At 60.7% G+C, this 24,935-nt stretch carries 24 protein-coding genes; 14 read left to right on the top strand and 10 right to left on the bottom strand.

The window, feature by feature from the left end:
- Positions 1-167 precede the first annotated feature (167 nt).
- The gene (lptG, locus tag AC1ROI_RS11030; protein ID WP_077748280.1) at positions 168-1,229 is read right to left on the bottom strand and encodes an LPS export ABC transporter permease LptG; all 1,062 of its coding nucleotides are present in this window, start codon (positions 1,227-1,229) and stop codon (positions 168-170) included.
- The gene (lptF, locus tag AC1ROI_RS11025) at positions 1,222-2,340 is read right to left on the bottom strand and encodes an LPS export ABC transporter permease LptF (protein WP_010463065.1); all 1,119 of its coding nucleotides are present in this window, start codon (positions 2,338-2,340) and stop codon (positions 1,222-1,224) included. Before lptF ends, lptG begins: the two co-directional genes overlap by 8 nt.
- Positions 2,341-2,647: 307 nt before the next feature.
- Here lptF and AC1ROI_RS11020 point away from each other — a divergent pair, with 307 nt between their 5' ends.
- The 5 genes from AC1ROI_RS11020 (at position 2,648) to rlmF (ending at position 9,405) form a co-directional block, all read left to right on the top strand.
- Positions 2,648-4,138 carry a leucyl aminopeptidase gene (locus AC1ROI_RS11020; RefSeq protein WP_102593948.1) on the top strand — a complete coding sequence of 497 codons (1,491 nt, stop codon included), beginning with the start codon at positions 2,648-2,650 and terminating at the stop codon, positions 4,136-4,138.
- A gap of 60 nt (positions 4,139-4,198) precedes the next feature.
- Positions 4,199-4,627, top strand: coding sequence for a DNA polymerase III subunit chi (locus AC1ROI_RS11015; RefSeq protein WP_102593949.1), 429 nt, complete (start codon positions 4,199-4,201; stop codon positions 4,625-4,627).
- 8 nt (positions 4,628-4,635) lie between these two features.
- Positions 4,636-5,022, top strand: a complete 387-nt coding sequence (locus tag AC1ROI_RS11010; protein ID WP_010463070.1) for a hypothetical protein — start codon at positions 4,636-4,638, stop codon at positions 5,020-5,022.
- 265 nt (positions 5,023-5,287) lie between these two features.
- On the top strand, positions 5,288-8,134 hold the full coding sequence (locus tag AC1ROI_RS11005) for a valine--tRNA ligase (protein WP_102593950.1): 2,847 nt from the start codon (positions 5,288-5,290) through the stop codon (positions 8,132-8,134).
- Between the two features lie 248 nt (positions 8,135-8,382).
- Positions 8,383-9,405 (top strand): 23S rRNA (adenine(1618)-N(6))-methyltransferase RlmF, encoded by a 1,023-nt coding sequence (rlmF, locus tag AC1ROI_RS11000; protein ID WP_010463074.1) that lies wholly within the window; start codon positions 8,383-8,385, stop codon positions 9,403-9,405.
- A 207-nt stretch (positions 9,406-9,612) separates the two neighbouring features.
- Here rlmF and AC1ROI_RS10995 read toward each other — a convergent pair whose 3' ends face one another.
- Complete coding sequence (locus AC1ROI_RS10995; RefSeq protein ID WP_007905514.1) at positions 9,613-9,894, bottom strand: HU family DNA-binding protein; 282 nt, start codon at positions 9,892-9,894, stop codon at positions 9,613-9,615.
- Positions 9,895-10,288: 394 nt separating this feature from the next.
- On the opposite strand from AC1ROI_RS10995, the gene yejK reads away from it, so the two are divergent.
- The gene (yejK, locus tag AC1ROI_RS10990; RefSeq protein WP_010463075.1) at positions 10,289-11,293 is read left to right on the top strand and encodes a nucleoid-associated protein YejK; all 1,005 of its coding nucleotides are present in this window, start codon (positions 10,289-10,291) and stop codon (positions 11,291-11,293) included.
- Complete coding sequence (locus AC1ROI_RS10985; protein ID WP_102593952.1) at positions 11,293-11,643, top strand: glutaredoxin family protein; 351 nt, start codon at positions 11,293-11,295, stop codon at positions 11,641-11,643. Before yejK ends, AC1ROI_RS10985 begins: the two co-directional genes overlap by 1 nt.
- Before the next feature lie 71 nt (positions 11,644-11,714).
- Here AC1ROI_RS10985 and AC1ROI_RS10980 read toward each other — a convergent pair whose 3' ends face one another.
- From AC1ROI_RS10980 to AC1ROI_RS10965, 4 genes are all read right to left on the bottom strand, one after another.
- Positions 11,715-12,650: a glutathione S-transferase family protein gene (locus AC1ROI_RS10980; RefSeq protein ID WP_102593953.1), complete on the bottom strand. Its 936-nt coding sequence runs from the start codon at positions 12,648-12,650 to the stop codon at positions 11,715-11,717.
- 88 nt (positions 12,651-12,738) lie between these two features.
- The gene (locus AC1ROI_RS10975; RefSeq protein ID WP_102593954.1) at positions 12,739-13,050 is read right to left on the bottom strand and encodes a GIY-YIG nuclease family protein; all 312 of its coding nucleotides are present in this window, start codon (positions 13,048-13,050) and stop codon (positions 12,739-12,741) included.
- A 40-nt stretch (positions 13,051-13,090) separates the two neighbouring features.
- Positions 13,091-13,561, bottom strand: coding sequence for a nuclear transport factor 2 family protein (locus AC1ROI_RS10970; protein ID WP_102593955.1), 471 nt, complete (start codon positions 13,559-13,561; stop codon positions 13,091-13,093).
- 102 nt (positions 13,562-13,663) lie between these two features.
- Complete coding sequence (locus AC1ROI_RS10965; protein ID WP_077748275.1) at positions 13,664-14,296, bottom strand: response regulator; 633 nt, start codon at positions 14,294-14,296, stop codon at positions 13,664-13,666.
- Between the two features lie 355 nt (positions 14,297-14,651).
- Between AC1ROI_RS10965 and AC1ROI_RS10960 the strand changes: the two genes are divergently transcribed.
- The 7 genes from AC1ROI_RS10960 to AC1ROI_RS10930 all read left to right on the top strand — a co-directional run bounded on the left by AC1ROI_RS10960 (position 14,652) and on the right by AC1ROI_RS10930 (position 21,897).
- Positions 14,652-15,281 carry a DUF1120 domain-containing protein gene (locus AC1ROI_RS10960; RefSeq protein WP_102593956.1) on the top strand — a complete coding sequence of 210 codons (630 nt, stop codon included), beginning with the start codon at positions 14,652-14,654 and terminating at the stop codon, positions 15,279-15,281.
- Positions 15,282-15,347: 66 nt separating this feature from the next.
- Positions 15,348-15,971 carry a DUF1120 domain-containing protein gene (locus AC1ROI_RS10955; RefSeq protein ID WP_010463082.1) on the top strand — a complete coding sequence of 208 codons (624 nt, stop codon included), beginning with the start codon at positions 15,348-15,350 and terminating at the stop codon, positions 15,969-15,971.
- 46 nt (positions 15,972-16,017) lie between these two features.
- Positions 16,018-16,734, top strand: a complete 717-nt coding sequence (locus tag AC1ROI_RS10950) for a fimbria/pilus chaperone family protein (RefSeq protein ID WP_102593957.1) — start codon at positions 16,018-16,020, stop codon at positions 16,732-16,734.
- A gap of 117 nt (positions 16,735-16,851) precedes the next feature.
- Positions 16,852-19,317, top strand: a complete 2,466-nt coding sequence (locus tag AC1ROI_RS10945) for a fimbria/pilus outer membrane usher protein (protein ID WP_102593958.1) — start codon at positions 16,852-16,854, stop codon at positions 19,315-19,317.
- A 10-nt stretch (positions 19,318-19,327) separates the two neighbouring features.
- Positions 19,328-20,470 (top strand): DUF1120 domain-containing protein, encoded by a 1,143-nt coding sequence (locus AC1ROI_RS10940; protein WP_102593959.1) that lies wholly within the window; start codon positions 19,328-19,330, stop codon positions 20,468-20,470.
- 81 nt (positions 20,471-20,551) lie between these two features.
- Positions 20,552-21,172: a DUF1120 domain-containing protein gene (locus tag AC1ROI_RS10935; RefSeq protein ID WP_102593960.1), complete on the top strand. Its 621-nt coding sequence runs from the start codon at positions 20,552-20,554 to the stop codon at positions 21,170-21,172.
- Between the two features lie 74 nt (positions 21,173-21,246).
- Positions 21,247-21,897 carry a DUF1120 domain-containing protein gene (locus AC1ROI_RS10930; RefSeq protein WP_010463087.1) on the top strand — a complete coding sequence of 217 codons (651 nt, stop codon included), beginning with the start codon at positions 21,247-21,249 and terminating at the stop codon, positions 21,895-21,897.
- A 1-nt stretch (position 21,898) separates the two neighbouring features.
- On the opposite strand, the gene AC1ROI_RS10925 is transcribed toward AC1ROI_RS10930, so the two are convergent.
- The 3 genes from AC1ROI_RS10925 to AC1ROI_RS10915 form a co-directional block, all read right to left on the bottom strand.
- The gene (locus AC1ROI_RS10925) at positions 21,899-23,206 is read right to left on the bottom strand and encodes a CynX/NimT family MFS transporter (RefSeq protein ID WP_102593961.1); all 1,308 of its coding nucleotides are present in this window, start codon (positions 23,204-23,206) and stop codon (positions 21,899-21,901) included.
- A complete protein-coding gene (locus tag AC1ROI_RS10920) occupies positions 23,196-23,855 on the bottom strand; it encodes a FadR/GntR family transcriptional regulator (RefSeq protein WP_010463089.1) in 660 nt (219 codons plus the stop codon). The genes AC1ROI_RS10925 and AC1ROI_RS10920 overlap by 11 nt, the downstream gene beginning before the upstream one ends.
- 312 nt (positions 23,856-24,167) lie before the next feature.
- Positions 24,168-24,932: an amino acid ABC transporter ATP-binding protein gene (locus AC1ROI_RS10915; protein ID WP_010463090.1), complete on the bottom strand. Its 765-nt coding sequence runs from the start codon at positions 24,930-24,932 to the stop codon at positions 24,168-24,170.
- Between the last annotated feature and the right edge of the window lie 3 nt (positions 24,933-24,935).

Below are 24,935 nucleotides of genomic sequence, written 5' to 3'. Positions count from 1 at the left end.
CAACACTCAAAAAGGCTGCAGGCATAGCCCGCCGAAAAATAGCCGGGAATTGTACCTGATCCACGGCGCAAGCGTCACGTTCGCAGGTCAGACGGCACCTACAAAAACGCCCCGGTCTTGCGACAGGGGCGTTTTTTATCACCAGCGAGGTCGGGGAAACGCCCTGATCAGCCGGCTCGGCGCAACAGCCAGACACCGGCCAGGGCACAGACACCCGCCGGAACCAGCACCGCAAACAGCGGCGAAAAACCGAACACCAGGCTCGAAGGCCCCAGCAAATCCTGGACGATGCGGAAGGTGAAGCCGACCAGCACGCCAGTGAAGACCCGCTGACCAAGGGTCACCGAGCGCAATGGCCCGAAGATGAAGGAAATCGCCATCAGTACCAGCGCGGCGGTCACCAGCGGCTGCAACACCTTGACCCAAAATGCCAGCCAGTAACGGCCGTTGCTAAGGCCCTGGTCAGCCAGGTAGTGGATGTAACCCCACAGACCGCTGATCGACAGCGTGTCAGGCGACATCACCACCGTGCTCAGCAGTTGCGGACTCAAGGCAACATCCCAACGCTCTTCCGGTGCAGTGACCACTTCGGTGCTCTTTTCATGGAACAGCGTGGTGGTGACGTCGCTCAACTGCCAGTGATCCTGATCGAACTTCGCCCGCTTGGCGAAGCTGGACGACAGCATATGGCGCTCATTGTCGAAACGATAACGGGTGACGCCGTACAGCAGACCGTTCGGCTGCACAGAGTTGACGTGAATGAACTCGTCACCCTGGCGATGCCACAAGCCATGCTTGGCGCTCTGTGCATCGCCGCCACCCTGAGCCAGGGAACGGTTGGCCTGAGCGGTGACTTCGGTGGCCGGCGCGACGTACTCGCCGATCAGCACCCCCGCCACCATCAGCACCAGCATCGGCTTCATGACGGCCCAGACGATCCGGCCGACCGACACACCGGCGGCGCGCATGATCGTCAGTTCGCTGTGGCTGGCCAGGCTACCAAGGCCGATCAGGCAACCGATCAGTGCCGCCATCGGCAACATGTCGTACAAACGACGGGGCGCGGTCAGCAAGACGTAGCTCAAGACGTCCACCAAGGTGTAGGTGTCGCTGACTTCACTCATCTCATCGATGAAGGCAAACAGGGTCGCCAGGCCAAGGATAATCCCCAGCACCGCCAGGATGGCTACGAATACGCTGCTACCAATGTAGCGATCGAGCTTAACCACGGGCCACCTCCAGCGCACTGCGGCGACTCGCCATCTTCAAGCGCAACGGCTCCCAGTAGAGCAAGCCCAGGCCAATGGCCAGGAAGATGCCGTGAACCCACCACAACCCCAGCGCCGGCGGGATCTTGCCTTTTTCGAGGGCGCCGCGCGCGGCAATCAGGATGCTCAGGTAAGCCATATAAAGAAGAATCGCCGGCAGCAGCTTGAGGAAACGGCCTTGACGTGGATTGACCCGCGACAGCGGCACCGCCATCAAGGTCACGATGAACACCAGCAACGGCAGGGACAGACGCCATTGCAGCTCAGTGCGCGAACGAATGTCATCGCTGCCGATCAAGGAACGGGTGGTCATTGCATCGCGGTCGGTGACTTCGTCGCTGACGTCCGGCTTGGGCAGCAATACGCCGTATTCCTCGTACTTGATCGCCCGGTAGTCGGCCTGCCCCGGGTTACCGTCGTAACGATAGCCATTGTCGAGAATCAGGTAGCGATTGCCGTCAGGGCGGATTTCCTGACGACCCTTCTCGGCCACCAGCACGGAGATCCCGCGATCCTTCTTATCGGACGAGATGTTCTTTTGCGAAATGAACACGCCACCGAGGTTGATGCGATCATCCGACAGCGTTTCGGTGTAGGTCACCCGAGTCCCGTCACGTAGCGCCTGGAAGCGACCCGGCTCAAGGGTATCGAACTCGGTCAGCGCATCCTGCTTGTTCAGCAGCAACTGGAACTGATTGGCACCTTGTGGCGCCAGGCTCAGACTCAGCCAGGCCACGACCAGCGCAACCAGCGTGGCCGGAAACAGCGTCATGGCAAACAGACGTTGCTGGCTCATGCCGGTGGCCGACAACACGGTCATTTCGCTTTCAAGGTACAGGCGACCGTAGGCCAGCAGGATCCCGAGAAACAGGCCCAACGGCAGGATCAGCTGCAGGAAACCTGGCAGACGAAAGCCCATGATCAGGAACAGGGAGCCCGGATCCAGCAGGCCCGAGGCCGCCTGGGCAAGGTATTTGATGAAGCGCCCACTCATGATGATGACCAGCAGCACGGCGCTGACGGCGCTCAAGGTCAACAGGACTTCGCGGGACAGATAACGGAAGACAATCAAACCAGACACTCCAGGGTTGTCAGGCTAAGGCGGCCAAACAAGCAAACGTATCAGACAGCCCGCAGGGCAGAGCCGCCGAAAAAGTTGGCGCATTATCCTGTGATTGGGTGCGCCTGTCACTGCGCATGCTCAAGCAGGCGGGTAATGCGTTGAAGATCGTACAACCGAGGGTTGTCAGGCGCAGGGAGCGAGGTTCAAACTGCGGCCTTTGTCGCGGGCCGTGACCTGCGTCTTTCTATCTATAAGCAAGCGTCTGTGCGCCGCCGTTTTGCCCGCGCACGTTGACCATTCATTCAGGGACCCGGACATGGAACTGGTTGTAAAGAGCGTTAGCCCAGAAACGTTGAAGACCGCCACTCTGGTGGTCGCCGTCGGCGAAGGCCGCAAGCTCGGCGCCGCTGCCAGACAACTCGACGAACTGAGCGGCGGCGCCCTCAGCGCTGTACTCAAGCGCGGCGACCTGGCCGGCAAAGTCGGCCAGAGCCTGCTGCTGCACAGCCTGCCGAATCTCAAGGCCGAACGCGTTCTGCTGGTCGGCGTGGGCAAGGACGAAGAGCTGGGCGACCGCCCGTTCCGTAAAATCATCGCCGGCGTCCTCAATACCCTTAAAGGCCTGGGCGGCACCGACGCTGTTCTGGCGCTGGACGAAATCGTGGTCAAGGGCCGCGACAGCTACGGCAAGACCCGCCTGCTGGCCGAAACCCTGGTGGATGGCGAATACACCTTCGACCAGTTCAAGAGCCAGAAAGCCGAACCTCGCGCCCTGAAGAAAATCACCCTGGTGACCATCAAGGCGGCACAGGCCGAAGTCGAGCGCGCTGTGGCCCACGCCACTGCGATTGCCAACGGCATGGCGTTCACCCGCAACCTGGGCAACCTGCCGCCGAACATCTGCCACCCGACCTTCCTTGGCGAACAAGCCAAGAACCTGGGCAAGGAATTCAAAACCCTGAAAGTCGAAGTCCTCGATGAGAAGAAGATCAAGGACCTGGGCATGGGCTCGTTCTACGCCGTGGGCCAGGGCAGCGCCCAGCCACCGCGCCTGATCGTCATGCAATACAACGGCGGCAAGAAATCCGAGAAACCTTACGCACTGGTCGGCAAAGGCATCACGTTCGACACCGGCGGCATCAGCCTCAAGCCTGGCTTGGGCATGGATGAAATGAAGTACGACATGGGCGGCGCAGCCAGCGTGTTCGGCACCCTGCGTGCCGTGCTCGAGCTCAAACTGCCGATCAACCTGGTGTGCATCCTGGCGTGCGCCGAGAACATGCCGAGCGGCAATGCTTCGCGCCCGGGCGACATCGTCACCACCATGAGCGGCCAGACCGTGGAAATCCTCAACACCGACGCCGAAGGCCGTCTGGTGCTGTGCGATGCCCTGACCTACTCCGAGCGCTTCAAGCCGCAAGCCGTGATCGACATCGCGACCCTGACCGGCGCTTGCGTCGTTGCACTGGGCGCGCACACCTCCGGCCTGCTGGGCAACAACGACGAGCTGATCGGCCAACTGCTGAGCGCCGGCAAGGCCGCTGACGACCGCGCCTGGCAACTGCCGCTGTTCGATGAGTACCAAGAGCAGCTGGACAGCCCGTTCGCCGACATCGCCAACATTGGCGGCCCGAAAGCCGGCACTATCACCGCCGCCTGCTTCCTGTCGCGTTTCACCAAGAACCTGAACTGGGCGCACCTGGACATCGCCGGCACCGCATGGACCAGCGGCGGCAAGGACAAGGGCGCCACTGGCCGTCCGGTTCCGTTGCTGACCCAATACCTGCTGGACCGCGCCAAAGCCTGAAACCGATGACCTCGGGCTGCGTTGCTTTCGAGTAACGCAGCCCCGGGCTCAGGAACCGCAATGACCAAAGTCGACTTCTATGTCCTGCCCAGCGCCGATCCGTCGGCACGGCTGGATTTCGCCTGCAAGCTCACCGAAAAAGCCTGGCGCATGGGCCACCGCATTTACCTGCATTGCAGCGATGCCGCCCAACGCGAGGATCTCGACGCGCGTTTGTGGGCCTTCAAGGGCGAAAGCTTCGTGCCTCACGGTCCTGCCGAAAGCGAGCCGGATAGCTTAATTGTCCTGGGTCTTGGCGATGACTGCGGTCCGCATCAGGATCTGCTGGTCAACCTTGCCCTGAAAGTCCCGGCCTTTGCCAGCAAGTTCGCCCGTGTAGCGGAAGTGGTGGTGGAGGATCCGACGATTCGAGCGGCCGCGCGGGAGAGTTTCCGTTTCTATCGCGAACAGGGCTATCCTCTTCAAGATCACCGTTTACAGCGACTCTGAGCATTCCGATGGACACTCCAAAACCGCAACAAAAGTCCGCGCACCTGCTGGATGACCTCGAGTCGATCCGCCAACTGCTCGGCGATGACAACCTGCAACCGCCGCTGCTGACCGACACGGTCATCGAAGGTGACCAGGAACAGATTCCCATGCTGTTCGACTCCGTCAGCGCTGCGCCGCAGACCGTCGAACCGACACCGCCCGCCCCTGCCGCGCAACCGGCACCCGCGGCCAGCAAAGGCCCCGACGCCTTGCTGCACCTGGACAGTGAACTGCGTGCGGCAGCGCTGTTGATCATGCAAGACGTGATCGACGACTTCGCACCGCATATCGAAACCGAGATCAAGCGCCGGCTGGATGCGCGGATGGAACGGTTGCTCAGCCAGTACGAATAACACTGAGTCGAGCGGGCGTCTGTGGCGAGGGAGCTTGCTCCCCCTCGGTTGCAAAGCAACCGCAAAACCTGAACACACGGTGTACCTGACACACCTGACTTGCTGTTGTCGGGGCCGCTTCGCGCCCCAGCGGGAGCAAGCTCCCTCGCCACAGGATCATTCCACATTTGATCTGCGCCCGGTCTGCCCCTGCTCGCCCTCTGCCCCATGCCCCGCTATACTTGCCGGCTTTTCCTGAATAAATGCCAATAGGGTCCCGCCGCGCATGGATAAGACCTACCAGCCGCACGCCATTGAAACTTCCTGGTACAACACTTGGGAGTCAGAGAATTACTTCGCCCCGCAAGGCGCGGGCGAGTCCTACACCATCATGATCCCGCCGCCGAACGTCACCGGCAGCCTGCACATGGGTCACGGCTTCAACAACGCGATCATGGACGCCCTGATCCGTTTCCGCCGCATGCAGGGTCGCAACACCCTGTGGCAGCCGGGTACTGACCACGCCGGTATCGCCACGCAGATGCTGGTGGAACGCCAACTCGAAGCCCAGGGCCAGAATCGTCACGATCTGGGCCGGGAAAAATTCCTCGAGAAAGTCTGGGAGTGGAAGGATCAGTCCGGCGGCAACATCAGCCGTCAGATCCGCCGCCTCGGCTCGTCCGTCGACTGGAGCCGCGAGCGCTTCACCATGGACGACGGCCTCTCGGAAGCCGTTAAAGAAGCGTTCGTGCGTTTGCACGAAGACGGCCTGATCTATCGCGGCAAGCGCCTGGTCAACTGGGACACCAAGTTGCACACGGCGATTTCCGACCTCGAAGTGGAAAACCACGACGAGAAAGGTTTCCTGTGGAACCTGAAATACCCGCTGGCCGATGGCGCCAAGACGGCCGAAGGCAAGGACTACCTGATCGTCGCGACCACTCGCCCGGAAACCATGCTCGGCGACGCCGCCGTCGCGGTTAACCCGAACGACGAACGCTACCAGGCCCTGATCGGTAAATTTGTCGAGTTGCCGCTGGTCGGCCGCCGCATCCCGATCATCGCCGACGATTACTGCGATCCTGAATTCGGCACCGGTTGCGTGAAAATCACCCCGGCCCACGATTTCAACGACTACGAAGTCGGCAAGCGCCACAACCTGCCGCTGCTGAACATCTTCGACAAGAACGCCGCTGTACTGCCGGCCTGTCAGGTGTTCAACCTCGACGGCACGCTCAACGAAAGCATCGACGGTACGCTTCCGGCCGAATACGCCGGTCTGGACCGTTTCGAAGCGCGCAAGCAGATTGTGGCCGCCTTCGATGCCGCTGGTTTGCTGGTCAGCGTCGACGATCATGCCCTGAAAGTACCGAAAGGCGACCGCTCCGGCACCATCATCGAGCCGTGGCTGACCGACCAGTGGTACGTCTCTACCAAGCCATTGGCCGAGCCGGCCATCGCTGCGGTTGAAGACGGCCGCATTCAGTTCGTGCCGAAACAATACGAAAACATGTATTTCTCGTGGATGCGCGACATCCAGGATTGGTGCATCAGCCGTCAGCTGTGGTGGGGCCACCGGATTCCGGCCTGGTACGACGAGTCGGGCAAGGTCTATGTCGGTCGCGACGAAGCCGAAGTGCGTGCCAAAAACAACCTCGGCCCGGACGTTGCGCTGCAACAGGACAACGACGTTCTGGATACCTGGTTCAGTTCGGGCCTGTGGACTTTCTCCACGCTCGGCTGGCCTGAGCAGACCGAGTTCCTGAAGAAATTCCATTCCACCGATGTGCTGGTGACTGGCTTCGACATCATTTTCTTCTGGGTCGCCCGGATGATCATGCTCACCATGCACCTGGTGAAGAACGAAGACGGTACGCCGCAGGTTCCGTTCAAGACCGTTTATGTTCACGGTCTGGTCCGCGACGGCCAGGGCCAGAAGATGTCCAAGTCCAAGGGCAACGTCCTGGACCCGCTGGACATCATCGACGGTATCGAGCTCGAAGAGCTGGTGCAGAAGCGCACCTCCGGCATGATGCAGCCGAAACTGGCGAAGAAGATCGAGAAGCAGACCCGCGAAGAGTTCGCCGACGGCATCGCCAGCTACGGCACCGACGCCCTGCGCTTCACCTTCTGCTCGCTGGCGTCCACCGGTCGCGACATCAAGTTCGACATGGGCCGCGTAGAAGGCTATCGCAACTTCTGCAACAAGATCTGGAACGCCGCGCGTTATGTTCTGGACAAGGGCGAAGACTGCGGCCAGAACGGCGAGGCTTACGAACTGTCGCTGGCGGACCGCTGGATTATCTCGCAGCTGCAACGCACCGAAGCCGAAGTAACCCGTCAGCTCGACCAGTTCCGCTTCGACCTGGCCGCACAAGCCTTGTACGAGTTCATCTGGAACCAGTATTGCGACTGGTACCTGGAACTGTCCAAGCCTGTGCTGTGGGACGAAAACGCCCCGGTCGAACGTCAGCGCGGCACCCGCCGCACCCTGGTTCGGGTGCTGGAAGTTGCCCTGCGCCTGGCGCACCCGTTCATGCCGTTCATCACCGAAGAAATCTGGCAGCGCGTCGCGCCGCTGGCCGGTATCGAAGGCAAGACGATCATGCTGCAACCTTGGCCCGTGGCCAATGAAGCGCGCATCGATCAAAGTGCCGAAGATGACATCGAGTGGCTGAAGACGCTGATGCTCGGCACGCGCAACATTCGCGCCGAGATGAACATCGGCCCGGGCAAGCCGCTGAACCTGTTCCTGAAGAACGTCAGCGCCGAAGACCAGCGTCGTCTCACCGAGAACGAAGCCCTGCTGAAGAAGCTGGCTCGCCTCGAATCGATCACGGTGTTGGCTGCCGGCGAAGAAGCACCGCTGTCCGCCACCGCACTGGTGGGCGAGATGGAAGTGCTGGTGCCGATGGCCGGCCTGATCGACAAGGACGCCGAACTGGCACGCCTGGACAAGGAAATCCTGCGTCTGCAGGGCGAAGTTCAGCGGGTGGGCGGCAAGCTGTCCAATGCCGGTTTCGTTGACAAGGCTCCGGCCGAAGTCATCGAGAAAGAACGCGCCAAACTGGCTGAGGCTGAACAGGCTTTGGGCAAGTTGGCCGAGCAGCATGCGCGGATTGCCAGCCTGTAACGGTCAATCGCGATGAAAAAGGGAGGCCAAGCGGCCTCCCTTTTTTATGCCCGCCACATTCCCCCCATACACCGCAAACCGCTTCCTGTAGGAGCGAGGCTTGCCCGCGAAGGGGCCGTCATGTCTGGCATTGAGGTGGCAGACAGATCGCTTTCGCGGGCAAGCCTCGCTCCTACAGGATCCCCACGCGGCTATCGACTGTGGGACAATACCCGCCACTTTTAGCCATACCCGAATCGACCACGCCCATGAACGCCCCCCGCACTCCAAGACCTGCGCGCAAGAAGCCCGACACCGCGACACCGGCCAAAGCCGTTGAGCCGCGCGAAAAGGCCAGCCTGCACCCGCGCAACCGCCATCAGGGTCGCTACGACTTCCCGGCGCTGATCAAAACCACGCCGGAACTGGCGAAGTTCGTGATCATCAACCCCTATGGCAAGGAAAGCATCGACTTCGCCAGCCCGGATGCGGTGCGGGTGTTCAACCGGGCGCTGCTCAAGTCGTTCTACGGTATCGCCCATTGGGATATCCCGGCCGATTACCTCTGCCCACCGGTTCCGGGCCGTGCCGATTACGTGCACTTCCTGGCCGACCTGCTCGCCAGCGTCAACGACGGCGAAATCCCTCGTGGCGCACCGGTCAAAGTGCTCGATATCGGCATGGGCGCCAACTGCGTCTATCCGTTGATCGGCTACAGCGACTACCGCTGGCACTTCCTCGGTTCGGAAATCGACCCGACTGCGGTGGCTGCGGCCAAAGCCATCGTGCAATCCAACGGACTGAACAAAGCCATCCAGTTGCGTCAGCAAAGCAATCCCAAGCACATTCTGCTGGGCTTGCTGGAACCCGGCGAACGCTTTGACCTGACCATGTGCAACCCGCCGTTCCATGCTTCGATGGACGAAGCGACCAAAGGCAGCGAGCGTAAATGGCGCGCTTTGGGCCGCGCCGATCCTAAACGCAAACTGCCGGTGCTGAACTTTGGCGGTCAATCGGCAGAATTGTGGTGTGAGGGTGGCGAAGCACGGTTTGTGACACAACTGATCGCCGAGAGTGCGCACTTCCAGCACAAGGTCTTGTGGTTCAGCACGTTGGTGTCAAAGGCTTCTAACCTGCCTTCGATCCAGACGGCGCTGAAAAAAGCCGGTGTTCTGGAAAGCCAGGTCGTGGAAATGTCCCAGGGGCAGAAGCAAAGCCGCTTCGTCGCCTGGACCTTCCAGACCAAGTCCGAGCAGCAGGTCTGGCGCGAACGTTGGGCTCGCAAGAGCTGAGTCTGAGTTACACAAGTAAAAATGTGGGAGCGAGCCTGCTCGCGAAAGCGGTTTCACATTCAACAGCGATGCTGAATGTTATGACCCCTTCGCGAGCAGGCTCGCTCCCACAATTGTTTTAGCGGTGTGTCCGGAAGCGCCGCCAAATCACAGACACAAAAAAGCCGTGCCCGGATTGCTCCGGAGCACGGCTTTTTTTACTGCGTCTTACTTGTTAACAGCGTCGGTCAGGCCTTTGGCCACAACCAGCTTGATAACTTTCTTGGCAGCGATTTCGATGGCAGCGCCAGTCGAAGGGTTACGGCCGGTACGGGCTGGACGCTCAGTCACTTTCAGTTTGCCGATACCTGGCAGAGTGATTTCGCCGCCGTTTTCCAGCTGATCGGCAACGATTTGGCCCAGTTGGTCCAGAGCGTTACGCGCGGTGGTTTTTGGCGCGTCGATAGCTTCAGCGATGTCGGCGATCAGTTGGTCTTTAGTAAGAGCCATGTAGTGTTCCTTCCCTATCAAATTCATATGGATTGCAGAGTGCAGTGTCAGCCATCGAGCCCGATCTTCTGGATCTGGCACCCTCGGCCAATAACCACTGGATCGGGGTTATAGATACCGAAATCAGGGTTTGGTTCGACCTGACAAATGCTGAATGCACGCTTAACGCAGTGACTTCGCGTAAGACGGGGCAAAACTAGCACAGAGACGGGGAAATATCCGCCTCTAGCTACCCATTTGGTCAGCTTTATTGCTCTAAAACGGGAAAAAACTGCATAAGGGTCGTCGCACGGCTGCGAATTACCCTACGAACCGCGCCAAAACCAGTGGTTGCGGTACACTTGGCACTTTTTGGGGGAGCACGCCCTCCTCTCTTCAATCAGCCGAGAAGCCCATGCCGATCCGTCATTGCATCGTCCACCTGATCGACAAAAAACCCGACGGCACACCTGCAGTTCTCCACGCCCGCGACTCGGAACTGGCCGAATCGAGCGCCATCGAGAACATGCTTGCCGACCTCAACGAGAGCTACAACGCCAAACAAGGCAAGGCCTGGGGATTCTTCCATGCCGAGTCCGGGGCGCATCCGTTCAGCGGCTGGCTGAAGGAATACCTCGAGGGCGGCAAGGATTTCACGGCGTTCAGCCGGGTGGCGGTGGAACACCTGCAAAAGCTGATGGAAGAGTCGAACCTCTCCGTGGGCGGCCACGTGCTGTTTGCGCATTACCAGCAAGGCATGACCGATTACCTGGCGATCGCCCTGTTGCACCACAGCGAAGGCGTTGCAGTGACCGATCAGCTGGACGTGACCCCGTCCCGTCACCTGGATCTGGGCCAGTTGCACCTGGCCGCGCGGATCAACGTGTCCGAGTGGCAGAACAACAAGCAGTCCAAGCAGTACATTTCATTCATCAAAGGCAAGAACGGGAAAAAGGTGTCTGAGTATTTCCGCGACTTTATCGGTTGCCAGGAAGGCGTCGATGGCCCCGGCGAAACCCGTACCTTGCTCAAGGCCTTCAGTGATTTCGTTGAAAGCGAAGATTTGCCGGAAGAATCCGCCCGCGAGAAAACCAAGACCCTGGTCGATTACGCCAGCAGCCAGGCCAAGCTCGGCGAACCGATGGGCCTGGAAGAACTCTCCGAACTGATCGACGAAGAGCGCCCGAAAGCCTTCTACGATCACATCCGCAACAAGGATTACGGCTTGTCTCCGGAGATCCCGGCGGATAAACGCACGTTGAACCAGTTCCGCCGCTTCACCGGCCGCGCCGAGGGCCTGTCCATCAGCTTCGAAGCGCACCTGCTGGGCTCGAAGATCGAATACGACGAAGAGGCCGGCACACTGATTATCAAGGGCCTGCCCACGCAGCTGACCGATCAGCTGAAGCGACGCAACTGATGCTGAACGGCGTGCTGAAGAAATTCCTGCTGATCCTGCTGGTGGTCGTGGTTTACCAGAACTGGGGCAAGATCGAGCGGGTGTTCAGTCCCAGCCAAGTGGTGTCCGAGCAGACCCAGGCCAAGGCCAACGTCGTGCTCTACGCGACCGAATGGTGTGGCTACTGCAAGCTGACCCGACGCTTTCTCGATCAGAAAGGCATTCCGTACAAGGAATTCGATATCGAAAAGGATGTCGAGGCACGCAAGGCATATGAAGCGCTGGGTGGACGCGGGATTCCGCTGATCGATGTGAACGGGACGTTGATTCGCGGGTATGACCCGGATGAAATCCTCGCCGCGTTGAAGTAACCCATTGGCTCACTCAACCCCTGTGGCGAGGGGGCGGCGTTCCGACGAACCCCTCGCCACAGGTCGGTGTATCAGTGTTTTTCGAGGCGGAACCCAAACCGCGGAAAGTGCACATGCACCACTCCGCCCCGCTCGTCTTCACGACGCAGAATCAATTCCTCTCTGCCCGCAAACAACAACTCACCCGCCACCGGATCAACGCCGTAATCCGTTGCCGCGATGACCACCTGCTGGCCAGGCTCAAACCCGTTCGGCTCATCGAACTGCTCGTCCGGTAACGCGGCGGGTGTGGCATTACGCGCAACCACCAGCGCGGCCTCGGAGGTCATCTCGCTGAACGCGCCATGCCCGAACCCCATCACGCGACCCAACCACGCCGACACCGCCGGATATGCATCAACCAACGGCGAGGTCACGGGCGTGGCCTTGAGGAACCACATCGGATGGGCCAGCGCGAAGTCGGCAATCGATGGCTCGCCGAACAGAAAGTCGCCCTGCTCGCGCTCAAGCTGCTGCTCCAGGCGCGCCATGATTGTCGGCCATTGATGCCGGGCTTGCTCGGCGGACAACTTTGTCGCGCTGCCACCACTGAAGAGTCCGGCGCGATCAGCCAGAAACGCCTTGATCGCTTCCGGCGGCAGATTGCCGAAACGCACCGCGATCGATTCCGGTTGAAACACCAGGCTCACGGCATGCTGGAATACCACCGAATCGGCCCAGGCGGCGAACGTCGCGGCGATCATTTCCTGGCCTTCCGGGAAGAAGGCCGGCAAGGCTTTCTCCTGCTCCAGTCGACGGGCGATCAGCGATGTGTCGCAGTAAATATCTGCGCCAACCTGCAGCACTGGCGTCTTGCGGTAGCCACCGGTCAGGGCGGTCAGATCAGGTTTTGGCATGACCGGCGCGATCTTTACCGAGCGCCAGGACAACCCCTTGAAACCAAGCAGCAAGCGGGCCTTTTCGGCAAAAGGGGACGTCGGGTAATGATGAAGAATCAACTCGGACATGCTCGGCTCCGCCGCACGGATTAGGAATCCGCAGCTTAGCGCGCAATTCGGGAGCAGCCTACAGGTCTGCCTGATGGGCACTTATCAGTCAGGTTGATAAGCCCGCGGCGGCACTTGCGACCAGACATTCCTTGGCGCTTTTCCTGAGTTTTTTGATCAAGCGTTCCTGTCGCAAGGCTTCGCTTTTGTCGCGGCAGACTTCTGTGTAGACCAAGGCAACGGCAGGGCTGGAGAGGAAGAAGCGTGCGCCCTTGCCACTTTGGTGAGTAGCGAAGCGGCGCACAGGATCGTCGCTGATCCCGCAGTACAGCGAACCATTGGCCGCGCGAACGAGGTAGACGAACCAGGGTTTACTCACCGGTGTGTCGGCGTCGACGGGGATTTCGCGGAGGGTAGTCACGTCACGATCAAGGCTTGAAAGGAAACAAGCCGCGATCTTATCAGCGACTGGCCTGGAATGCCTTCAGCCCCTTCAACGCCTGAGCGCGAACGGCATTTCTTACCGCCGGAGTCCAGCCCAGCAGCAGGCCTTTGAAACCCAGCGCCTGGCGCGACCAGGCCCACATATCGAAGCTGTCATGGTGCTCGCAGATCTTGCCGTCACGAAACACGAACTGCGCCTGAATATCATTGACCACCGTGTTGCCGGTCTGGCTGAACAGATAGGTCGCGACCCAATGCGCGCCGCCCGTGCGGTCCTCGGCGCGAACGTTGTCGAATGTCAGGGAAAAATCCTTCGCCCGCGTCGTGAGCATGCGCCACATGTCCCCGGCATCGCGTCCGCGCAATTCGCCGAATGCCGGATCGCTGAACAGCACATCATCGGTATAGCAGGCGCTCATGGCCTCGGCATCCAGCCGCTGGAAGGCTTGGTAGAACTGGGTGATCAATGCGCGGTTGGGGTCACTCATGGGCAGGCTCCGGACGTTTGAAGGATTGCCTGCACGATAGTCAACAAATGCGCGGAACACTATCGGCATTCGTGGCGGGAATACCCTGGGGTGCGCTGTCGCCTAGTGCACCATGCCGTTGTCCCGGGCATAAGCGAAGAGATCCACATCCGTGGAAATGCCCAGCCGCTGCATGGCCATGCTTTTTTGTTTACTGATGGTCGACACACTGCGTTTGAAATAGCTCGCGATCTCACTGACGGTCATGCCGCTGGCGAGCATTCTCACCACTTCATGTTCTTTGGCCGACAGCGAAGGGGAATGCGAATGAGCCTCGACGTCTGCCTGAGCCAGCGCGGTACGCAAGGACTCGCTGATGAAACGCCGCCCTTCACCCACTGATTTGATTGCCAGAGGGAGCTCCGTCGCCGAGGCATCCTTGGCCACGATCGCCATCACGCCTTGCGCGAATGCCACCCTGAGCGTCGCAACGTTGGCAAACATGGTGACCAGAATGATCGGCGTCGAAGCGTAGTGACGTCGAACCGTGCTCAGCATCTTCAGTCCGTCGGCCTGTTGGTTGCCCGGCATGGAGAAGTCCGTGATCAACAGATCGCACGGCGTGGTCGAGAGCAGGCTCAACAGGCTGTCCGGGCCATCAGCCTCACCCACGATCACACACGTCCGGCTTAGATCGATGAGCATCCGTAACCCGATGCGGACGACAGGATGGTCGTCAGCAATAATTACGCGCATTGTCGGATTTATCCTGTGTGGTGACTGGAATACGCGAAAAGTAACGCCGTCCTATTCCGACCACAACGACCAATCTCGACCGCTCAACCACCGTCCTCAACGGATCCGGGCCCCTGTCCTTTCTCTGATAAAACAAAAGGAACCGCCCTACGTTTTAAAGCTACGCAGCTCACACCAAAAGACTACAGACAACAGGTCGAACGATGACGCTCTGTAGCCCGCCCTGACCTTTCATACACTCGCCCCGCCTTTTTCGTATTAGTTGCATTTCGTCCGGCGACCTCGACCGATAGATTGCGCCCTGCCCGCTCAGGGCAAACTCCTCAATCATCTTTCATCAAGGAAGCGTCGACGCATGAACAAATACATAACCCTCCTGACGGCTACTTTGCTGCTGAGTGGCGCATCGTCCGTTATTGCCGCCTCCAGCACGGACCTGACCGTGAAGGGTCTGATCACGCCAAATGCATGCACACCAGCACTGGCCGGCGGCGGTATTGCCGATCACGGCAAGTTTTCCGTACAAGACCTCAATCCCGACAAGCACACTTACTTGCCTGAAATAATCATGCAAATGACAGTGAACTGCGATGCGGCTACGCCGTTTGCGATCAGCCCGATTGATAACCGTGCAGGCACAGGCACGTCGGGCAATTACTTTGGTCTGGGGCTGATCAATACCCACGAAAAGCTGGGGCACTTTCGCGTTGCTCCGCGCAATGTGATGGCGGACGCCACCCAAGCTCAAGCCATTCTCTCCACTGATGGCGGCAAGACCTGGCTTAAGGAAGGGTCGACAGCATTCTGGGGGGTCGACAACATCTGGAGTGTCGGTGCTCTGGGGACCGTCATTGCTCCCATCGCGATGAAGGAGTTGAGCCTTGATCTGTATGTGCGTACCGGCATTGCCCCCACCAACGGCCTGACCCTGACCGACGAAGTGACGCTCGACGGCTCCGCAACCCTACAGATCAAGTACCTGTAACCCTCCGTCATCAACGAGCAAAGCCCGGCCCACGGCAATGCCCGCTCACTCAAAGGACGAACCATCATGGAAAGATGCTCCCTCGCTCGATTGGCGCCCCTGTTGCTCATCTGTGCCCCCGCAGCCCTGGCCGCCAGCAGCACCGAGCTGAGCGTTACCGGCCTGATTACACCCGGCGCCTGCACGCCCAGCCTGTCCGGCGGCGGCATCGTCGACCACGGCAAAGTGACGGTGAAAGATCTGAGACCTGACCAGCCCACGGCCCTGGAAAACGGCACGCTGTATCTGGAGGTGAATTGTGATGCCGCCACGCGGTTTACCCTGACGACGATCGACAATCGCGAAGGCTCTTCCGTCTTTCACCCTAACAGTCACGGGCTGGGCGTCGTCAATGACGACCAAAACCTGGGCAGTGTTGCGTTCGGCCTGTTCGATACGGTGGCCGATGGGGCGGCGGTGAAAACCATCATGTCCTTGAACGACGGTGCCTCCTGGCGAGTGTCTTCCTACCTGGGACACGCCGGCCGGACCGCGTTCGCGGCGTTGAACGACCTGGGTACACCGATCGCCATCAAGAATTTGCGCGCGCGGCTCACGGCGTTTACCACCATCGTTCGCGCGAACGACCTGACGCTGACCGACGAAATCCCCATCGACGGGCATGTCACCGTGCAGCTGAATTATCGATAGGCCGGTAATCCAGGCTCCTTTTTTAAAACTTTCAACGAGACACGTCATGACGATGCTTTCCAGTGTCACCCGTCATCTGTTCCATTCGGGCATCGGCGCATTCGCCCTGCTGCTGACCGCACACGCCCAGGCCGACGGCATGGTGCCGAACACTTCGGTGGTCATCGTCAACGAGGCTGACGGTGAAGCGTCCGTGTCGGTGACCAACACCGATGCCAACCTGGCGTTGATGCACGTCACCCTCGAAGACATTGCCGAAGACAGCGAATCGCTGGTGTTCGTGACGCCCCCCCTGGCGCGCGTCGAAGCGGGCAAAACCCAATTGGTGCGGTTCATTCTGCAAACGGACAAACCGCTGCTCACTCAGCGCTTGAAGCGGGTGATCTTCGAAGGCATCCCCCAAGGCAAAGCGCCTGCCGAGGCAGGTCAGGCCCGTGTCGGCGTGACGGTGCGCCAGAACTTACCGGTGATCCTGCACCCCAAAGGCCTGGCGCCCAATCGCACGCCGTGGACCGACCTGCAATGGTCGCTGAAAGACGGTCAACTGACCGTGCGCAACGACACGCCTTACGTGGTGCGTCTGGGCCAGGAAGTGCAATTGTTGCCGGCCGCGGGCAACGCGATGCTGCCGAAAACCTACGTGCTGCCCGGTGAGCACATCAGCATCAAGGTGCCCGAAGGCGCCGCCACGCAGGTGCGTTTTCAACCGGCGACGGTCTACGGCTTTGCCGTGCCGCATTACGAGGCGCCCATCCAGTCCTGAACCACCCTGACGGCGTCATCAAGGAACGATGAGCGCCCATGTTTCAAGGCGACGGCCCCCAGGTCGTTGCCACAGGCGTGCTTGTAACCGCACGCCGCAATAACCCAAGTGATCCTGATGAACACAGTATCGAATTACCGTGATGGCGAAGCCGTGCCCGTTATTCGCGACGGCGCTCGCCCTCATCCATGGCAGCGAACCATATTGGCGGTGCTGCTGAGCAACGCGCTGATGATGCTCGATGCCTACGGTGGGGTGTCGATGCCAGCGTCGTTCGACAAAGACACGTTACGGCAGCGCGGCATCGATCCGGCGCTGGCGACGCTGCTGATGCAGGCGCCGCAGTTCACGGCCGGCCGTCACCCGGTCACGCTCACCGTCAACGGCCAGCGTCATGGCCGGGTCGACGTCACGTTCGATCGCGAAGGGGCGTTGTGCTTCGATCGCACGCTGCTCGATGCGGCGAACCTTACGGTGCCCGCGCTTACGCTGGACGATGGCCCATGCCACGACTTTCTAGGCCGCGCGCCGCAGACCGTCATCGAACCGAACCCCGCTGGCCTGGCCCTGTCGCTGATCGTGCCCACCGATGCGATACGCCCCACTGCCCGGGATTTTTCCGGCTATCAAACCGGTGGTGTCGCCGGCTTGATCAACTACGACGTCACCGGTTTGCACAGCCGTTCCGGCGACAGCACCAGCCGCTACGCCTCGGCCAATACCGAACTCGGCTTCAATGCCGGTGACTGGATCGTGCGCAGCCGCCAGGTGCAGACCTGGCAGGACGACGTGTCCACAACGACTCATATTGCGGCCTACGCCCAGCGGACTTTCGCCAGCCAGGAAGCGGTGTTGCAGGCGGGTCAGATCAACCTCTACAACCCGGTGCTCGCCGGTGCGCAGATCACCGGCGTGCAAGTGCTGAATGAACAAGCCCTGCAGGTCGAAGGGCAAAGCGCGGTCATTGAAGGGATCGCCAACAGTCAGGCCCAGGTCGAGGTCCGGCAAAACGGTTCGCTGATCCATTCCACGGTGGTACCCGCCGGCCCGTTCGTGCTCACCAACGTGCGGCGGCTCAACACGCGTTCCGACGTGGAAGTCACGATCAAGGAGACCGATGGCAGCGAGCGCCGTTTTACCGTGCCGGCCGCGATGTTGGGGGTCAGTCTGCCAGCGCCCGGTTATTCGCTGGGCGCCGGTCAGGTGCGCAGTGTCGGTGACGCTCAGGGAGACGATCCCTGGGTCATCAGCGGCGGCTGGAGCGGTGCGCTCGCCCCGCAACTATTGCTCAGCGCCGGCCTCACCGGCGCCGCCGACTATCGCGCGGCGGGTGCCAGCGTCGGCCTGTTGCCCTCGCCTTTCACTCAGGTGCAAGCCACGCTGACCGGCGCGGACGCCAGCGGCAGACACGCCAGCCAGGGGCTTCAAGCCGACCTGAGCGTCTCGCATCGGTTGAACGAGCAGTGGGCGCTCAATGCCGGCAGTTCTTACCGAACCCTGGGCTACCGGGAACTGGAGGAGGCGGTGTTCGCCAACACGTCCGACAACAGCCAGTCACGTTACCGCGATCAGCAAAGCGCGGCCCTGTCATGGTCGCATCCATGGCTCGGCGCCTTCAGCAGCGGCTTCAGTCGGTCCAGTTCGTTCGACGGCCAAAGCAGCAGCCGCGCCCTCGCATCCTGGGGCACCAGCATCGCGGGCGTATCCGTCTCGGCGACCGCCGAATGGCAGCTCAGCGGTTCGAACGGCAACGATGACAGCATCTACCTGAACCTCAGCATTCCCCTGGGCGAGAACCGCCGGGCACGCAGCTGGGTACGCCGTTCCGCCGGCGAATACCGCAGCGGCGTGGGCTTGAGTGAACGGGTCAACGATCAGCTGGGTTACCGGGTTGGCGTCGAACACGACACGCGCGACAAACAGGTGCAATCCACGGCCGGCGTGTCGCTGCTACCGCGCTACACCCAGCTCGATCTCAATTACACCCGCGCCGATGCCGAGCGCTCCAGCTATCAGGCCAGCGCTCGCGGTGGTGCCGTGCTGCATGGCGGTGGCGTGACGCTGTCGCCATACCCGGTGAGCGACACCTTTGCGTTGCTGTCGGTCGGTGACATGGGTTCCATCAAAGTGTCGACGCCCAGCGGTCCGGTCTGGACCGACTGGCAAGGTCAGGCGGTGATCCCGCAAGTGACGGCTTATGGCAAAAGCCCGGTGGAAGTCGACACCAAAACCCTGCCGCGCAACGCCGACATTCACAACGGGCTGGCGGTGATTTCGGCCGGTCGCGGCGCCGTCGACAACGTTGAATTCGGCATCACGATGACCCGCCGGGCCTTACTCAAGGCCACCACCGCCAACGGCGCGCCCCTGCCGCGCGGTGCCTCCGTGAACACCGAGGATGGCGAGTTCGTGACCCTGGTGCAGGACGGCGGCCTGGTGTTCTTGCCCAACGCGCTCGACCGCCGTGCGTTGTGGATCAGCGTGCCGGAGCTGGAGCGCTGCGAACTGCACTTCGAGCTGCCCACCGACGCCGACGCCGACGCGTACTACGAAACCGCCCCCGCCAAGTGCCGAGCCCTCTGAGGATGACTTCATGAACCTGTTGCACTTTCTGCTATTGACCCTCGCGCTCCTGGCACTGAGCGGATTCACGCCAGTGGCCTCGGCGTCCATGGACGACTGCCAGTTCAACCTGAGCCAGCCGGTGCTCGATTACGGGCTGATGAACCGGGCGATACGGCCGGATGCCGCACCGGAGCGCAACCTCGGTGAACGCCAGCTCAGCCTGACCTTGAGCTGTGCGCAGCCCATCGACATGAGCCTGTTCTACCGGGCGATGGCCACGACCACCGAACGCTTTCACTTTGCCGAACGCGGCAGCTATCAGATGCGTATTCGCGATGCCGTGCTTGATGGCCAATCGGTCGAGATCGGGTTGATTGCCGGGATCGGTCAGCCGCCGGCAGAAATGGCGTCGAGCCTGATCTGGCGACCGGAGCACGGGATCGTCCCGGTGCAGGCCGGCGTGGCGGTGCAAGGGCGCAGTTTCTCGGCGCAGCTTCAGCTGACGGCCTGGGTTCAAGAGCAAGGCATGCAGGTGCGTGACGCGGTGACCTGGGAAGCCTTCGGGGTGTTCGACGCCGTCGCCGCCGGACGCACCCGCGAGGCGACCTTGCGCGCCCGCTTCGCTCCGGCGGCCTGCGAGCCGGTGCTGTCCAACGGCGGCGTGGTCGACTTCGGCACCCTGTCGAAAAAAGACCTGCACGCAGACCAGGACACACGCCTGCCGCCCAAGTCCTTGACGCTGAGGGTCGGCTGCGACGCGCCGACGTCCTTCGCCTTGATCATGCACGACAACCGCTCAGGCTCGGCGATGCTCGACAGCGAGATCGACTACGGCCTGGGCAAGGACGGCAGCGGCAACAGGATTGGCCGTTTTTCACTGCACGTCGACCCGGCCGACGCCAATGCCGACGGCTTCGCCCGCCTTTATCAAACCCACTCCAGCATCGCCGGCACAGCCTGGAACACCGGCAGCGCCAACCCGATCGCTATCGGCAAAAGCCGTTACCTGGCGTTCACCGACAACGACGGCAGCAGTGCCGGCCCGGTGCTGATCCAGAACCTCAGCACCACAGTGACCGTCGACGCCGTTATCGCCCCCACCCACAGCCTGGACCTGAGCCGCGCCATCGAGCTCGATGGCGCGGGGACGATCGAGATTATTTACCTGTAACACCCAGCCCGATCCTGCTGGATTCGGGGTGCACTTGAGCGGCCCGGGCAGTCAGGACACAACCCTAGAAGTGAGCAAATAATGATCAAAAAGTACTTGGCAGCACTCTCCACAACCGCACTGATCGGCGTTGCGCCTTATGCAGTGGCGGCTTCGAGCATTGACCTGACTGTCACAGGTCTCATCACGCCGAGAGCTTGCACTCCTTCGTTGTCCGATGGAGGAACGGTCGACGTCGGCCAGGTGCAGGCAAAAGACCTCAACCTGACAAGTGACACGATAGTAGGCAGTCATCCAATACAGCTGACGGTCGCGTGTGACGCGTCAACGCCATTTGCACTTAACGGTATTGATAACAAAGCCGGAACATCATCGTCCAACCTGTATTTCGGATTGGGCCTGACCAGCAATAACGAAAAAATAGGTTATTTCACGCCATCGATCCAAAGCGCGCTTGCGGACGGACAACCTGTGCACTCGATCAGATCAACTGATAACGGTGCGAGTTGGACGCGCATCTATCAGATCCTGAAGGATAACCTCACATCGGTAAGCGCTGTCGGCACTCTCACGCCAATCTCCGTGAAAGACCTCACGATGGAACTGATGATCTACACCTTCATTGCCCGCGCCGATAGCCTCACCTTAACCGACGATGTCACTATCGACGGTTCAGCCACATTTGAAATGAAGTACCTGTAAGCCGTGCATCTTGCCCGAGGTCCTGCTTCGGGCAAGGACTGATTCCGCTCACCACACACAGCGAAACCTGTCCCATGAAAAAGACTCCACACGCGCTGACGATGGCGATCTTCGTCCTGACGTCGCCGCTCACCTTGGCCACCTCATCGACAGACCTGAGGGTCACAGGCCTCATCACCCCACTTGCCTGCACCCCGATGCTGTCCAACAGCGGCCTCGTCGATTACGGAAAAATCTCCCGGCAAGACCTGAACGTCGACAAACGCACTCGACTGCGCGACCAGACACTCGACCTCAACATTCAGTGCAATGCGCTCACGCGTTTTGCTCTGCTGATGCGCGACAACCGCGACGGCTCGGCCATCGTCAACAGCGAGATTTACTACGGCCTGAACCACGACCACAGCCACAATAAAATCGGCTTGTATTCGCTGAACTTCGATCCTGCCAGCACGGTGGTGGACGACCTGACGCAGGTCTATCGAACCGACTCGACCACGGGGGGCAAAGCCTGGAGCCCGTCGAACAGCCAGCCCATCCCGATGGGCTCCCGAAGCTATCTCGGCTTTACCGACAGCGCAGGCAGCAGCGCCGGCCCGATAGCCATCCGCAACCTGACCAGCCGGGTGACGGTCGAAACGGTCATCGCGCCCACCTCCGAACTGGACCTGAGTGCCGAAGTGCAACTCGACGGCTCGGCGACCCTGGACGTTGTTTACCTGTAGTTCAGACCTTTTCGCTGACCACCTGAACGTACAGCGAACGCCCGGCGCCGAGGCCGGCAACGATGGCGCCGAGGCCGATCACGCCAAAGATCCAGCCCAACGCGGTCCAGCCGCCCGTCCAGTCATGCACGATCCCGACCGCGAACGGCCCCATCGACGCCAGGGTATAACCGAAGCCCTGGGCCATGCTCGACAGGTTGGCCGCCACATGGGCATCGCGCGAGCGCAGCACGATCAGGGTCAATGCGAGACTGAATGCACCGCCCTGCCCCAGGCCGAGCAGGATCGCCCAGCCCCACAGGCCTTCGATCGGTGCATAGAGACAGCCGAACAGGCCGCCGAGGGTCAGCAGCATGACCACCACAATCGCCAGCCGCTGATCCTTGCCGCGCGTCGCCAGCCAGGGCGCCGCCAGAGAACTGGCCAACTGGACGATCACCGAACCCGAGAGCACCAGACCGGCCTGGGTCGGGGTCAGGCCGCGACCGATCAGGATCGAGGGCAACCAGCCAAAGACGATGTACGCCAAGGATGATTGCAGGCCCATATAAAACGTGACTTGCCAGGCCAGCGGATCACGCAACAGGCCGCGAACCCGATACGCGACGTTATGTGCGCCGTGTTTCTGCCCCACTTGCGGCAACCAGAAAACCGCCGCGACCAGCGCAGGCACTACCCAGAAGCCGAGGCCCAAGGCCCAGCTGTTAGCGAAATGCTCGCTCAGCGGCACGGTCGCCCCCGCCGCCATCGCCGCGCCCAGACACAGGGCCATGGTGTACACGCCGGTCATGGTGCCGGCCTGTTTCGGGAAGTCGCGCTTGACGATGCCCGGTAACAAAACGCCAATCACACCGATGCTCGCGCCGCCCAGCACACTGCCGGCGAACAGGCCGATCTCACCGAAGGAACTGCGCAGAATGATTCCGCCGGCCAGCATCAACAGAATGCCCAACACCACGCGCTCGGCGCCAAAACGTCGCGCCAGCAAGGGCGCCAGCGGAGCAAACAAGCCGAGACAGAGCACCGGCAACGTCGTCAGCAACCCGGCCTGGGCCGCCGACAGGCCGAGGGTCTTCGACACTTCGCTGAGCATCGGCGCCATGCTCGACAACGCCGGACGCAGGTTCAGCGCCACCAGGATCAGACCCAGCAGCAACAGCCATGGGCGACGCAGGACGGGATGACGCTGCTGGACCTCTTCGTCATCGGCCTCGGCATCGATCAGCAGCTCTTCGAGTTCTGCCGTGCGCTTGGGTTGAGTGATGTTGCTGTTGCGGCTCGACATGGAGTTCTCGGTTTCAAGGTTCATTGATCAACTGCCTAGACAGGGCTTTGGCCCGTTCCGGGTCGCGTTGCTCGACGGCATCAAGCAGTTCGATATGCAGGTCGAACACCTCTTGGCGTCGCGGGGTGATGTTCAGGGTCTGGCGCAAATGCGCGCCGACGATGCTGGAGAAATAGCGATACAGCTCGCTGAGGGTCGGGTTGTGCGCGGCGTCCACCAGACGGCGGTGGAACACCAGATCGCAGGCGATGTAGCTGTCGAGATCGCCGTGATAGTGGCTGCCGCTGACACCCAATGCTTCGCGCAAGGCCACCAGATCCTCATCCGTTCGGCGCAGAGCAGCGAGACCGATGGCTTCGACTTCAAGGATGTGCCGGGTCTCGCGGGCCTGTTCATGGGAGCAGCGCGACAAGGCTTTCATGGTGTCCAGTGGATCGATCACCGCCCGCAAATAGCTGCCGTCGCCCTGACGGATTTCGATCAAACCGGAAAACGCCAATACACGCATGGCTTCACGCACGGTGTTGCGGCTGATGCCCAACTCGGCGGACAGCTCTGGCTCTGTGGGTAAACGCTGGCCGACCTGCCAGGCACCAGCGTTGATGCGTTGGCGCAGTTGATCCAGAGCCTGGTCGACCAGGGATCGCTTAACGAGTGGAGAAATGTCTGACATAGGATTCGCCCTTTCATCCAATCATAGGATGAATTTCCTGACATGTTAGTCAGCTACGCGTAGGACGGCAACCGCCTAAGTTCAAAGGGCAGGAGAGGAAGCGGGATTTTCGATTAGTAAGAATTACCCTTTGCTTGATCGGCATCCAGAATTACTGGGCGACGTGCAAATACTTCAAGAGGGGGCAGACTTGCAACGTCTATTGGTGGACCTCGATCGATCACCCCCCTCCGCGCTCGCATCCTGACTGCAAACCGCAGACAAAAATAAACCCGGAACACTGTCCGGGTTTATTTCACTGCCAAGTGCCGATCAATGCAGGATCTGGCTCAGGAACATCTTCGTCCGATCGTTCTGCGGGTTGTCGAAGAAGTCGTTCGGTGCAGCCTGCTCGACGATTTCACCCTTGTCCATGAAGATCACGCGATTGGCCACGGTGCGCGCGAAGCCCATTTCGTGGGTCACGCAGAGCATGGTCATGCCGTCTTCGGCGAGGCCGATCATGGTGTCGAGCACCTCTTTCACCATTTCCGGGTCGAGTGCCGAAGTCGGTTCGTCGAACAGCATGATTTTCGGTTTCATGCACAAAGCACGGGCAATCGCCACACGCTGCTGCTGACCACCGGACAGTTGTCCCGGGAATTTATGCGCCTGTTCCGGAATGCGGACGCGCTCCAGGTAATGCATGGCGATTTCTTCGGCCTGGCGCTTGGGCATCTTACGCACCCACATCGGTGCCAGCGTGCAGTTCTGCAGGATGGTCAGGTGCGGGAACAGGTTGAAGTGCTGGAACACCATGCCGACTTCACGACGGACCGTTTCGATCTGCTTGAGGTCGTTGGTCAATTCCACGCCATCGACCACGATGCGCCCCTGCTGGTGTTCTTCCAGACGGTTGAGACAGCGGATGGTGGTCGACTTGCCGGAACCCGACGGGCCGCACAGGACGATTCGCTCGCCCTGCTTGACGTTCAGGTTGATATCTTTCAGCACGTGGAACTGGCCGTACCACTTGTTCACGCCCTGCATCTGAATAATGCCTTCAGGGCTCACAGGCTTTTTGATTGCTTCGCTCATTAC

The organism is Pseudomonas sp. GW823-FHT02C02 (genome assembly GCF_058797635.1).
Note: the sequence above shows the minus strand (reverse complement) of the source record. Positions and strands in the feature narration are given on the sequence as shown.

Coding starts and splice junctions, on each gene's coding strand:
- AC1ROI_RS11005 (WP_102593950.1), top strand. CDS start 5,288: ATGGATAAGACCTACCAGCCGCACGCCATTGAAACTTCCTGGTACAAC.
- AC1ROI_RS11010 (WP_010463070.1), top strand. CDS start 4,636: ATGGACACTCCAAAACCGCAACAAAAGTCCGCGCACCTGCTGGATGAC.
- AC1ROI_RS10935 (WP_102593960.1), top strand. CDS start 20,552: ATGATCAAAAAGTACTTGGCAGCACTCTCCACAACCGCACTGATCGGC.
- AC1ROI_RS10950 (WP_102593957.1), top strand. CDS start 16,018: ATGACGATGCTTTCCAGTGTCACCCGTCATCTGTTCCATTCGGGCATC.
- AC1ROI_RS10920 (WP_010463089.1), bottom strand. CDS start 23,855: ATGTCAGACATTTCTCCACTCGTTAAGCGATCCCTGGTCGACCAGGCT.
- AC1ROI_RS10980 (WP_102593953.1), bottom strand. CDS start 12,650: ATGTCCGAGTTGATTCTTCATCATTACCCGACGTCCCCTTTTGCCGAA.
- AC1ROI_RS10965 (WP_077748275.1), bottom strand. CDS start 14,296: ATGCGCGTAATTATTGCTGACGACCATCCTGTCGTCCGCATCGGGTTA.
- AC1ROI_RS10915 (WP_010463090.1), bottom strand. CDS start 24,932: ATGAGCGAAGCAATCAAAAAGCCTGTGAGCCCTGAAGGCATTATTCAG.
- AC1ROI_RS10925 (WP_102593961.1), bottom strand. CDS start 23,206: ATGAACCTTGAAACCGAGAACTCCATGTCGAGCCGCAACAGCAACATC.
- AC1ROI_RS11020 (WP_102593948.1), top strand. CDS start 2,648: ATGGAACTGGTTGTAAAGAGCGTTAGCCCAGAAACGTTGAAGACCGCC.
- AC1ROI_RS10985 (WP_102593952.1), top strand. CDS start 11,293: ATGCTGAACGGCGTGCTGAAGAAATTCCTGCTGATCCTGCTGGTGGTC.
- AC1ROI_RS10955 (WP_010463082.1), top strand. CDS start 15,348: ATGGAAAGATGCTCCCTCGCTCGATTGGCGCCCCTGTTGCTCATCTGT.
- AC1ROI_RS10940 (WP_102593959.1), top strand. CDS start 19,328: ATGAACCTGTTGCACTTTCTGCTATTGACCCTCGCGCTCCTGGCACTG.
- AC1ROI_RS10970 (WP_102593955.1), bottom strand. CDS start 13,561: ATGAGTGACCCCAACCGCGCATTGATCACCCAGTTCTACCAAGCCTTC.
- yejK (WP_010463075.1), top strand. CDS start 10,289: ATGCCGATCCGTCATTGCATCGTCCACCTGATCGACAAAAAACCCGAC.
- AC1ROI_RS11015 (WP_102593949.1), top strand. CDS start 4,199: ATGACCAAAGTCGACTTCTATGTCCTGCCCAGCGCCGATCCGTCGGCA.
- AC1ROI_RS10960 (WP_102593956.1), top strand. CDS start 14,652: ATGAACAAATACATAACCCTCCTGACGGCTACTTTGCTGCTGAGTGGC.
- rlmF (WP_010463074.1), top strand. CDS start 8,383: ATGAACGCCCCCCGCACTCCAAGACCTGCGCGCAAGAAGCCCGACACC.
- AC1ROI_RS10995 (WP_007905514.1), bottom strand. CDS start 9,894: ATGGCTCTTACTAAAGACCAACTGATCGCCGACATCGCTGAAGCTATC.
- AC1ROI_RS10945 (WP_102593958.1), top strand. CDS start 16,852: ATGAACACAGTATCGAATTACCGTGATGGCGAAGCCGTGCCCGTTATT.
- AC1ROI_RS10930 (WP_010463087.1), top strand. CDS start 21,247: ATGAAAAAGACTCCACACGCGCTGACGATGGCGATCTTCGTCCTGACG.